Source organism: Streptomyces sp. NRRL F-5122, from assembly GCF_001507435.1.
GTDB lineage: Bacteria > Actinomycetota > Actinomycetes > Streptomycetales > Streptomycetaceae > Streptomyces > Streptomyces lannensis.
In genome coordinates this window covers 288,415-298,492 of the sequence record NZ_LMWH01000266.1, presented here as the reverse complement: position 1 = coordinate 298,492, position 10,078 = coordinate 288,415, and the positions used below count along the sequence as shown (strand labels likewise).

Sequence of the window (10,078 nt, the reverse complement as noted above, 5' to 3'; positions counted from 1 at the left end):
ACCCCCCACACCCCCTCCCGGCCGCACGGCAGGGGGCCCCTGCCGGACCCGCCCGCCGAGGCCCACAACCTCGCCCTGCGCCCGCGACGACGGGGCCGTACGCACAGAGCCCCCGGCGGCGCCGGTGCTCGGCTCAGGGTTCCCGTTTGGCGGACACCGTGAAGCGCGCGCCGTCCGGGTCGGCCAGCAGTGCCTCCTCGGCGCCCGGCTCCCGCTGCAGTACGGAACCGCCCTCGGCCCGGGCGGCCCGGACGCACGCGTCGACGTCGGGGACCACGAAGTGGACCTGCCAGTGCGGGCGGATGGTGGGGTCGGGCGCCGACTCGAGCGCCCCGGAGTAGATGCGCGCCACAACCACCCCGTCGCTGCTCAGGACGACCTCGTCACCGTCGTAGTGCACCTCGCAGCAGCCCTTGCGCGCGGAGGCCCACTCGAGGACCTCGCCGTAGAAGATCGCGGAGTCGAAGGCGTTGCGTGTGTGCAGCCGTATGAAGGTCGGGGCCGCCCTGCGCCACTCCTCGAAGCCCGTCACGAGCGGGCCCTCCCAGACACCGAAGGTCGCCCCGTCCCGGTCCGCGAGCAGGGCCGCCCGGCCGGGCGGGAGCGCAAGAGGGCCGACCGCCGTCGTACCACCCCGCTCCCGGCATCTGGCTGCGGCCACGTCGGCACTGGACACCGAGAAGTAGGGGGTCCAGGCGACGGCCATCTGCCACATCGAGGCGACGGCGGCGATCCCGGCGACCGGCACCCCGTCGGCCAGCGCCACCCGGAACCGGTCCCCCAGGCTGTTGGGCCGCCACTGCCAGCCGAACACCGCCCGGTAGAAGTTCTCCGCGGTCTCGAGATCGCGGGTACTCAGGCTCACCCAGCACGGTGCCCCGAAAACCGAGTCACTGGACACTCCCCCCTCGCCGCGTGCCTCGTTCTTGACCATGACCACACCGCCCGGTTCCGGGGGGAGATGCCGGGCACCTCCTCCCTCGTCCGCTCAGGGCCTCCGGGTACCCCGATCGCGCCCTAGCAAGGATGCGCCACGGGACGCCGGGCGTCATCCGGAGAAGGACCGGCGAGGGTGCCCGAGACCCGGACCGACTCAGGCGCCGACCCCCGGTGACCAGCGCGGGGCGCTGCCCGCCAGGCGGCAGGCGAGGAAGTACAGCGGGATCGGAGGCGTATACGGAGAGTCACCGTCCGGGCGGTGGATCAGTGCCGGGTGGTCGGGGCGCGGACCGCTCCAGGAGGGGTCGGCAAGGCCCGGGCCCGTCTCCGGGACCGCCGGCCCCAGATACGCGCCGATCGCGTAGCTCGTCGTCGCCGGCCAGGTGACGCCGATGTCGGAGCCCGCCGGGACGATCCACCACCAGCGGAGGTCGTCGGCGAAGACACAGCCGATGCGGGGCAGCGACGCCATGATCCGTTCGCCGTGTTCCCGCGGGATGCCCACGGCGTCGTACCCGAGGGCGGCGGTCAGCTCGTGCGGGAGGGCCAGACGGACGGCGGGCCGAGACAGGACGGACGGGGGCGGGAGCGGTTCAGAGGCGCGCAGTCGTTCCATGCTGTGGGGATCCTTCGGCCGGGTGGGGGGCGGGCCTGAGGTACGCGGTGCTGGGCGAGCCGGTCGCGGTGGCTCGGCCGGATTCCGGGGTCAGTGCGGCCCAGACGACACGACCGGAACCGTTCGGCGCGTCCCGGACGCCCCAGTCGCTGCTCAGCCCGTCGACCAGCATCAGCCCGCGGCCGCTCTGGTCGTCCGGGCCGGGGCGGCACCTGGCCGGCCGGGTCTCGTCGTGGTTCTCGTCCTGGACCTCGATGTGCAGCCGCCCGCCGTCCGCGTACACCCGGCAGACGATCCGTTCGCTCGCGGTGTGCATGACCGCATTGGTGACGAGTTCGGAGACGACGATGACAGCGTTGTCAACGGTCGCCTCGCCCACGCCCCAGCGCACGAGCAGTTCGCGCACGTTCCTACGGACCAGTCCCACCGCGGCGGGAACGGCGGGAAAGCCGAAGACATCGGATCTGTGGGGTGGGGCATCGCCGGGGAGGCGGCCCAGAGGCTGGGGGAGGGAGGGCGGAACCATCGCCGTTCGCCTTTCGTCTGCCGGGGCACCCTGGCCGGTGCCCACCGCCGGACACCGTGGTGCCGGCTCCGTGCACCTCGCTCCGGGTCCACCGAGTCGCAGCCCCGTCTCCCCCAACTGAGCTGCTCAGCACCTTCGTTCATTGGCTACCGACGGTAGGACCACTGTCGCATCTGCCAACAACGCCTCGCAACCGGCAAGTTGAAAATTGCAATTCGAGAGGTGCATGCTGCTCCGGTCGGCGGATGATCGTGACAGACTGCGACCGTGCATCCCGGGTGAGGGGGTAGGCGTGACCGCTGAGACCGACTGGGGCGGCGCCCCTTCCGTGCTGCGCATGATCCTCGGCCGCCAACTGGAGGAGCTGCGTTCGCGCGCCGGGCTGACGTACGAGCAGGCCGGCGAGGCGATCGGCGTCAGCCATTCCACGATTCGCCGCATGGAGGCGGCCAAGGTGGCCCGGCTGCGGCTCTCGGACGCCGAGAAGCTGCTGCAGACCTACGGCGTCACGGACCAGCAGGAGATCGACACCTTCCTGAAGTCGGTCCGCGAGGCCAACAAGCGCGGCTGGTGGCACACCTACCGTGACGTCCTGCCGGACTGGTTCGCGGCGTACCTGAGTCTGGAGCAGGCGGCGCTGCAGATCCGCGCGTACGAGGCCGAGTTCGTGCCCGGGCTGCTGCAGACCGAGGACTACGCACGCGCGTTGCTGAGTGCCGGCAATCCGCACTCCCCGGGCGAGGCCACCGAACGGCGGGTGGCGCTGCGCATGCGGAGACAGGAACTGCTGTCGCGACCCTCGCCGCCACACGTGTGGATCGTCATGGACGAGACGGTGCTGCGCTGGCCGGTGGGAGGTCCCCGGGTGATGCGCGCCCAGATCGACCATCTGATCGCGATGAACGGCCTCCCCCATGTCACCTTGCAGGTCATGCCGTTCGGCAACGGCCCGCACCCCGCGATGCGCGCCGGTGCGTTCCATCTCTTCCGGTTCAGGGCACCTGAGCTGCCGGACATCGTGTATCTGAGCGGCCTCGTCGGTGCCGTCTACCTCGACAAGACGGAGGACGTCGTGGTCTACCGCGAGGCACTGGACCGGTTGGGCGCACAGTCCGCGCCCGCAAGGAAGACCGAGGCCGTCCTCGGCGCGATTCGCAAGGAGTTGTGAGAGTGGCCCACCCCGTACACAGCTGCGTGCCGTCCCAGTCCCTGGGCCTGCGCGGCTGGTCCAAGCCCTGGAGCGACGACGCGGGCGGCGCCTGCGTGGAGGCGAAGAAACTGCCCGACGGCAGCGTGGCGCTGCGGCAGTCCACGGACCCCGACGGACCTGCGCTGGTCCTGACGGCGAGGGAGATCGCGGGATTCCTCGCGAGTGTGAAGGCGGGCGAGGCCGACTTCCTTCTGTGAGGCATCGCTTTTTGTCCTTGCGACATCCCTGTGCTTTCCCCGATCGACCGCTCGTTTCCCCACCCACCCCCACCGACGAGACCTCTGGAAGAGGAGACGGCTTTGCCCGACAACGGATGGCCGGCCGACCGTATCGACACCGAGAGCGCGCACTCCGCTCGCATCTACGACTACATCCTGGGCGGAAAGGACTACTACCCGGCCGACAAGGAGGCGGGCGACGCCATGTCCCGGGAGTGGCCCGCCCTCCCGATCCACATGCGCGCCAACCGCGACTGGATGAACCGCGCGGCGCGCTGGCTCGCCGAGGAGGCGGGGATACGCCAGTTCCTGGACATCGGCACCGGCATCCCCACCTCCCCCAACCTCCACGAGATCGCCCAGTCGGTCGCCCCCGAGTCACGGGTGGTCTACGTCGACAACGACCCGATCGTGCTCACCCTCTCCCAGGGCCTGCTGGCCAGCACGCCCGAGGGGAAGACGTCGTACATCGAGGCGGACTTCCGTGATCCGGAGGCCATCCTCGGCGCCGCGGAGTTCCGCGAGACCCTCGATCTCGACCGGCCCGTCGCCCTCACGGTCATCGCCATCGTCCACTTCATGCTGGACGCGGACGACGCGGTCGGCATCGTGCGCCGCCTGCTCGAGCCCCTGCCGTCCGGAAGCTATCTGGCCATGTCCATCGGAACGGCCGAGTTCGCACCCGAGGAAGTGGGGCGCGTGGCGCGCGAGTACGCGGCGCGCAACATGCCGATGCGGTTGCGGACGATCGACGAGGCGCACGAGTTCTTCGACGGACTGGACCTGGTCGAGCCCGGAGTGGTCCAGGTGCACAAGTGGCGTCCGGACGGCACCGGGGAGCAGGGGATCCGGGACGAGGACATCGCCATGTACGGGGCCATCGCCCGCAAAGCCTGACTCCAGGAGTCCGGCCGTGAGGGGTGCCGTGCGCCGGGCCCGGGTCCTCCCCGGCCGGGCGCAGCCGCCCGGCACGGCCGGACGACGCCCGGCACATCGCGAACGGCCGCGCCCTCGAAGGGGCGCGGCCGTTCGCGGGTGCACGGCTCTGACGTCAGCCGAGGCCGACCGACGTCAGCCACGCCTTGGCGACGTCGAGCGGGTCCTTGTTCTCGAGTTGCACCTGGGTGTCCAGGTCCAGCAGAGCCGCGGTGTCCAGCTTGGCGGAGACCGCGTTGAGTGCGTCGACGCCCTTCTGGGAGAGCCCCGACTTGTAGACGAGCGGCTGCACGTTCTCGAACCCGAAGAGGTTCTCCGGGTCCTGGAGGACGACGAACTTCTCCTTGGAGATGGTCGGGTCCGTGGTGAAGATGTCCGCGGCCTGCACGGTGTTCTTCTTCAGCGCCGCCTGGGTGAGCGGGCCGCCCGCGTCGAGCGCCTTGAAGGACTTGAACTGCAGTTTGTAGACCTTCTCGAGTCCCTCCAGGCCCTGCTGGCGGGTCTGGAACTCCGGGGAGCCGCCGATCACCAGGTCCTTGGCGATGGGCTGGAGGTCCGCGATGGTGGACTTGTCGGTGAGGCTGTACTTCTTCGCCGTGGCCGCGTTGACGGTGACCGAGTCCTTGTCCTGCGCGGGCGCCGGGTCGAGGAGCGTCAGCTTCGGGTCGAGCTTGGCCTCGATGGCGGCCGTCGTGGCGGCGGCCGTCTTCGGGGCGGCGTCCTTGTCGAGGTACGCCAGCAGCGCGCCGTTGTACTCCGGAAGGACCGTGATGGAGCCGTTCTTCAGTAGGCCGTAGGTGGTCTCGCGGCTGCCGATGTTGGGCTTGTACGTGACCTTGACGCCCTCGGCCTTGAGGGCCTCGCCGTAGATGTCGGCGATCAGGATGCTCTCGGCGAAGTTGTTGGAGCCGACCACCACGGTGCCGTTGCCGGCCTTGTCTCCGGAGAGCGGGTTGTCGGACTTGCTGTCGGAGGACGAGGAACACCCCGCGAGCAGTGCCGCCGTGGCGGCGAGCGCGACGGCGGCCGCGCCGGGGAGTCTCCTGCTGGACGTGCTGGTGTTCGCGGTAGAAGTCACGATTCCCGTTCCGGACTCGGGGATGGGGCAGGGCGTGGCGGAGCCGTGCGGGGGTTCGCCACCACACTCCACTGATCCAATCCAGCCACTTCAAGCCCAGTCAAGAGAATTCTGGTCACCGATTGGCCTCGATGCGCAATTCGTTGCGAACGCCCGGTTGTGAAGAGAGGGCGGATCCTCGGAGGCGGAACGACGTGCTCGATGTAATGGATTCTTGACTTGGGACGATCGGATTCGGGGCTCGAAGAGACGGTAGTCTCCCGGAAGTTGACAACAGGCAGCAGTGCGGGCCGACAACGGCGTTCCGGACCGCCTTGCACCGTTCTGCTCCGGCCTCGGCCGGTTCCGCCTGTGACCCCGGTCGTTCGATTGTGGTTCCGCGAGATCCTCTCGCGCCCGAAGACGCCTTCGAAGGAGGCTTGGTGTCCACGAACGAGGTGGACGCGTCGGTCCGGCCGGCGCCGTCACCGCCACGGGGTGGCATTCGCGCCTTCGCCGAGCGGTGGCCCTTTCGTCGCAAGCTCAACGTCCTCGTCGGGGTACCGCTCGCGGTGGTCGCCGTACTTCTCGCGTACCTCATCACCGACCTCGTGCGCCAGTCGGACAGGGCGGAGTCCGCGGCCCGGCTCGTCCGCGACAGCACCCAGGTGGCACGCCTCGTCGGCCGGGTGCAGGCCGAACACCAGCAGGCCATCCTGCTCTCCGTACGGTACGAGGCGTCCGTGGACACCAGGCCCTCGCTGTCCGCCTACCGATCGGCGCAGGACGCGGTCGACGACCAGGTCGCCAAGGTGCGCTCCGCCTTCGGCGACCGGCTGCCGGACACGGAGGAGCAGGCGCTGATGGAGGTCGAGGGCCTCGCCGGTCTGCGCGACACCATCGAGCAGGGGTACCTGCCCGCCGACAACATCGACCCCGCCTACACCAACGCCTCCAAGGGCCTGATCGACGGTCTGGGGCTCGAGCGCAACGCGGATCTGGCCGCCACCTTCACCGGCAATCTGCTCGACTCGCTGCTGCGCGCCGATGCCGCGCACGGCGCGTTCGAGACCGGGGTCTTCTCCGCGACGACCGGTGACGCCAACGCGCTCATCGAGTTCACGGGCGCGGTCGGCTCGCACGAGCTGTTCACCTACCAGGCCGACCGCTTCGGCCGGTTCGCCTCCCCCGAGCAGGCCGACGAGCTCGCCGGGATCGAGCACAACACCGCACAGTGGGAGATCGCCCAGGCGTACGCCGCGCTCCAGGTCGATCCCAGCGGGCTGCAGATGAACACCCCGGCCGACATTCGCCGTACGTTCACGGACGCCCTGAACGGCTACCCCGCCTACCCGAAGCAGGCCGAGAACCGGCTCCGGATCACGACGTCGCTCATCGACCAGATCGCCGACCGGGCAGAAGCCGCCTCCGAGACGGCCCAGTGGCGGGCCGCGCTGCTGCTGAACCTCGCACTGATCAGCTTCGTCTGCTGGATCGCGCTCTCCGTGCTGGTGCGCCGCTCGGTGGTCCGCCCCGTGCTGGCCCTCACCGGCGCCGCCCAGCAGGTGGCCAAGGCCGCCGGGCGCGAGCTCTCCCGGGTGGCCGACGACGACGCAGAGGACGACGGCGCGCCGCGGCTGCGCGAGATATCCGTCACCGCGCGCGACGAGATCGGTGAACTGGCCGATGCCTTCAACCATGTGCAGACCACCGCGGCCGCGCTGCTGGAGCGCCAGGTGCTCAGCCGCCGCAACGTCGCCGAGATGTTCGGCAACGTCGGGCGCCGGGTGAGCAACCTGACCACACGCCAACTGGTCCTGATCGACGCGGTGGAGCGGGGCGAGACCGACCCGGCGCTCCTCGAACGCCTCTACTCCATCGACCACATCGCCGTACGCCTGCGGCGCAACGCGGACAGCCTGATGCTGCTCGCGGGCATCCGCGAGACCGTCCTGGAATCCGGTCCCACCGCGCTCACCAACGTGGTCCGTGCCGCGCTCGGCCAGATCGAGGGCTTCCAGCGGGTCCGGCTGCTCGCCGAGACCGAGATCATGGTCGCGCCCGACATCATCGGCGACCTGACCCTGATGGTCGCCGAGCTCCTCGAGAACGCCGTCTCGTTCTCCCCCGCGGGCAGCCCCGTCGAGGTGACGGTGCGCATGGGCGGCGAGGGGGCCGTGATCGAGGTCGCCGACCACGGTCTCGGCATGAGCGCCGAGCGGCTGGCGGAGGAGAACGCCCGGCTGATCCGCCGCGAGCGGCTGGACGTCGTACCGACCAAGGTGCTCGGTCTGTTCGTGGTCGGCACGCTGGCCCGGCGCTGGGAGATCACGGTCGTGCTCGCCCGCACGCCCGGGGGCGGTGTCACGGCGACGGTCGAGCTGCCCTCGTCGCTGCTGCTGACGATGAGCCCGGTGCTCGTCCCGGAGCAGGTTCCGGCCGCCGTGGACGCCCCGGGCACGACCGGACAGGAGTCCGCCGCCCCCTCCGGGCCGGTGCCCTCGGCGGTCGCCGCCGCCGAGGCCGCATCCGAGGCCGTGCCCGCCGCCGCGGGCGAGTCGCCCTCGCCCGGGCGTGATGCCTCCGAGGCCAGGACCGGCTCACTGCCCCGGCGCGTTCCGCGCCGTGAGGCGGATCCGGTCGAGGAGAGGGCCTCCGGGGACCTCCACGACCGGGCCGAGGAGGTCCCGTTCGTCCCCCGTCCCCGCACGCAGGAAACGGCCGGCGGCGCCCGCGCCGTCGGCGGGACGCCGCCCGGTGCGGACGCTCCCGGCGGGGTCAGGCCACTGCGTCGCCGGGTACGGGGTGCGACCCTGCGCACCACCGAGGCCCGGCAGACGGATTCCCCGGCACCCCGGCCCGCCGACGCGGAAGAGGTCCGCTCCGCGCTCGAGGAGTTCGAGGCCGCGGTGGAACGCGCTAACCGCGACAGCACCGCACGAACCTCCCCCCACGACACGCTCGACCAGAACCACCTCCCGAAAGGAGCGGAGCAGTGAGTACGTCGACAGGTGACACCCCGGCCACCGGCACCACACCGGCCGAACTGCAGGCCGCCGCAGCCGACTTCACCTGGCTGCTCAACCGTTTCGCCACCGAGACGGCGGGTGTCGTCGACGCCATCGCCGTCTCCTCCGACGGACTGCTCATCGCCGTCTCCGAACTGCGCGAGCACGCCGACTCGGAGCGGCTGGCGGCGATCGTCTCCGGCATCACCAGCCTTGCCGCCGGTGCATCGGGCAACTACGGGCTGGGCGGCCTCAACAAGGTCATCATCGATCTGGAGGGCGGTCACGTCCTCGTCTCCGCCATCGGCAGCGGCGCCGTGCTCGGCGTGGTCACCGACAAGGAGGCCAAACTGGGCAACGTCGCCTACGAGATGACCCTGTTCGCCAACCGGGCCGGCGCCGCCCTCAGCCCTCAGCTCGTGCTGGAGCTGAAGAACAGCGTCGGCGCCGCCTCGGCGGGGTGACCGGGCACCGCCCGGTCGAGGAAGGAAGTAGCACCCATGGCGGACGGCCGCACTGCGCGCGGTGCCGACGACGACGGTTTCCCGGTGGACCCGTTCGGTCCCGTCGCCGCCGTACGGCCGTTCCTCGTCACCGCCGGCCGGGTGGCGCCCACGGCGTCCGGCCGGCCGGTGCCCGTCGAGACCCAGGTGGTGGCAACCGCCGAGGGGCTCGAGGCGCTCGACCGGCTCTCGTTCGAGCAGCACGACATCGTCGCCGCATGCAGGCAGCCACAGTCCATCGCTGAGATCGCGGCCCGGCTGCGGCTGCATCTGAACGTGGTCCGGGTACTCGCCGAGGACCTGCGCGCCGCCGGTCAGTTGACGGTGCACGTGCCACACATCGACGTCACGCGCGACGCGTCCGTCCTGCGAAGGGTTATCGATGGCCTCCGCGCCGTCCCCGACTCCCGGGGGGTACTCCGTGACACCGACTGAACCGGCCGCTCGGCCCCGCGCCCACGGCTCCGCCCCGGCCGGCGGGACCCTGGGCGCGGCGCAGACCGCCGTACGACCGCCGCTGCCGGTCAAGATGGTGATCGCCGGCGGCTTTGGCGTGGGCAAGACCACCGCCGTCGGCTCGATCTCCGAGATCGAGCCGCTCACCACCGAGGCGGCGATCACCGAGGTCGCCGCCGGGGTGGACGACCTCACCCACACCCCGCGCAAGACCACGACCACGGTCGCGATGGACTTCGGCTGCATCACCATCGACCCGACCCTGAAGCTGTACCTGTTCGGAACGCCCGGGCAGGACCGTTTCGGCTTCATGTGGGACGACATCGTGGAGGGCGCGGTCGGCGGGCTCGTCATCGTCGACACACGGCGGCTCGACGACTGCTATGCGGCCGTGGACTACTTCGAGCACAAGGACATCCCGTTCGCGGTCGCCCTCAACGCCTTCGACGGCAAGGTGGAGTACGACGTGAACGAGGTCCGCTGGGCGCTGGACGTCTCCGAACACGTCCCGGTCGTCGTCTTCGACGCCCGGGAGCGCGGGTCGGTGCGGGACGCGCTGCTCGTGGTGCTGGAGCAGGCGCTGGCGCGCAGCGAGGGATGAGCCCCCCG

The 10,078-nt window shown here is 70.7% G+C and carries 11 protein-coding genes; 7 read left to right on the top strand and 4 right to left on the bottom strand.

Going from position 1 to position 10,078, the window contains the following annotated elements:
• Positions 1-133: 133 nt before the first annotated feature.
• The 3 genes from ADL25_RS36835 to ADL25_RS36825 form a co-directional block, all read right to left on the bottom strand.
• A complete protein-coding gene (locus tag ADL25_RS36835) occupies positions 134-934 on the bottom strand; it encodes a VOC family protein (protein ID WP_059132282.1) in 801 nt (266 codons plus the stop codon).
• 159 nt (positions 935-1,093) lie between these two features.
• A complete protein-coding gene (locus tag ADL25_RS36830; protein WP_059132247.1) occupies positions 1,094-1,555 on the bottom strand; it encodes a hypothetical protein in 462 nt (153 codons plus the stop codon).
• On the bottom strand, positions 1,533-2,081 hold the full coding sequence (locus ADL25_RS36825; RefSeq protein ID WP_059132246.1) for an ATP-binding protein: 549 nt from the start codon (positions 2,079-2,081) through the stop codon (positions 1,533-1,535). The genes ADL25_RS36830 and ADL25_RS36825 overlap by 23 nt, the downstream gene beginning before the upstream one ends.
• A 292-nt stretch (positions 2,082-2,373) precedes the next feature.
• On the opposite strand from ADL25_RS36825, the gene ADL25_RS36820 reads away from it, so the two are divergent.
• From ADL25_RS36820 to ADL25_RS36810, 3 genes are all read left to right on the top strand, one after another.
• Positions 2,374-3,249 carry a helix-turn-helix domain-containing protein gene (locus tag ADL25_RS36820; protein ID WP_059132245.1) on the top strand — a complete coding sequence of 292 codons (876 nt, stop codon included), beginning with the start codon at positions 2,374-2,376 and terminating at the stop codon, positions 3,247-3,249.
• A 2-nt stretch (positions 3,250-3,251) separates the two neighbouring features.
• Positions 3,252-3,488, top strand: coding sequence for a DUF397 domain-containing protein (locus tag ADL25_RS36815; protein ID WP_079050819.1), 237 nt, complete (start codon positions 3,252-3,254; stop codon positions 3,486-3,488).
• A 102-nt stretch (positions 3,489-3,590) separates the two neighbouring features.
• On the top strand, positions 3,591-4,406 hold the full coding sequence (locus ADL25_RS36810) for an SAM-dependent methyltransferase (protein ID WP_059132243.1): 816 nt from the start codon (positions 3,591-3,593) through the stop codon (positions 4,404-4,406).
• Positions 4,407-4,560: 154 nt separating this feature from the next.
• Here ADL25_RS36810 and ADL25_RS36805 read toward each other — a convergent pair whose 3' ends face one another.
• Complete coding sequence (locus tag ADL25_RS36805; RefSeq protein ID WP_059132242.1) at positions 4,561-5,523, bottom strand: ABC transporter substrate-binding protein; 963 nt, start codon at positions 5,521-5,523, stop codon at positions 4,561-4,563.
• A 422-nt stretch (positions 5,524-5,945) separates the two neighbouring features.
• Between ADL25_RS36805 and ADL25_RS36800 the strand changes: the two genes are divergently transcribed.
• The 4 genes from ADL25_RS36800 to ADL25_RS36785 are packed head-to-tail and all read left to right on the top strand — an operon-like array spanning position 5,946 to position 10,070.
• The gene (locus tag ADL25_RS36800) at positions 5,946-8,501 is read left to right on the top strand and encodes a sensor histidine kinase (protein WP_059132241.1); all 2,556 of its coding nucleotides are present in this window, start codon (positions 5,946-5,948) and stop codon (positions 8,499-8,501) included.
• On the top strand, positions 8,498-8,974 hold the full coding sequence (locus ADL25_RS36795; RefSeq protein ID WP_059132240.1) for a roadblock/LC7 domain-containing protein: 477 nt from the start codon (positions 8,498-8,500) through the stop codon (positions 8,972-8,974). Before ADL25_RS36800 ends, ADL25_RS36795 begins: the two co-directional genes overlap by 4 nt.
• Positions 8,975-9,010: 36 nt before the next feature.
• Entirely contained in the window at positions 9,011-9,448 is a 438-nt protein-coding gene (locus tag ADL25_RS36790; protein ID WP_059132239.1) for a DUF742 domain-containing protein, read from the top strand.
• Entirely contained in the window at positions 9,435-10,070 is a 636-nt protein-coding gene (locus ADL25_RS36785) for a GTP-binding protein (RefSeq protein ID WP_234381184.1), read from the top strand. The genes ADL25_RS36790 and ADL25_RS36785 overlap by 14 nt, the downstream gene beginning before the upstream one ends.
• The last annotated feature ends 8 nt before the right edge of the window (positions 10,071-10,078 follow it).

What these genes read in the sequence shown, in the direction of transcription:
- ADL25_RS36835 (WP_059132282.1), bottom strand. Translation starts at nt 934, where the DNA reads ATGGTCAAGAACGAGGCACGCGGCGAGGGGGGAGTGTCCAGTGACTCG.
- ADL25_RS36830 (WP_059132247.1), bottom strand. Translation starts at nt 1,555, where the DNA reads ATGGAACGACTGCGCGCCTCTGAACCGCTCCCGCCCCCGTCCGTCCTG.
- ADL25_RS36825 (WP_059132246.1), bottom strand. Translation starts at nt 2,081, where the DNA reads ATGGTTCCGCCCTCCCTCCCCCAGCCTCTGGGCCGCCTCCCCGGCGAT.
- ADL25_RS36790 (WP_059132239.1), top strand. Translation starts at nt 9,011, where the DNA reads ATGGCGGACGGCCGCACTGCGCGCGGTGCCGACGACGACGGTTTCCCG.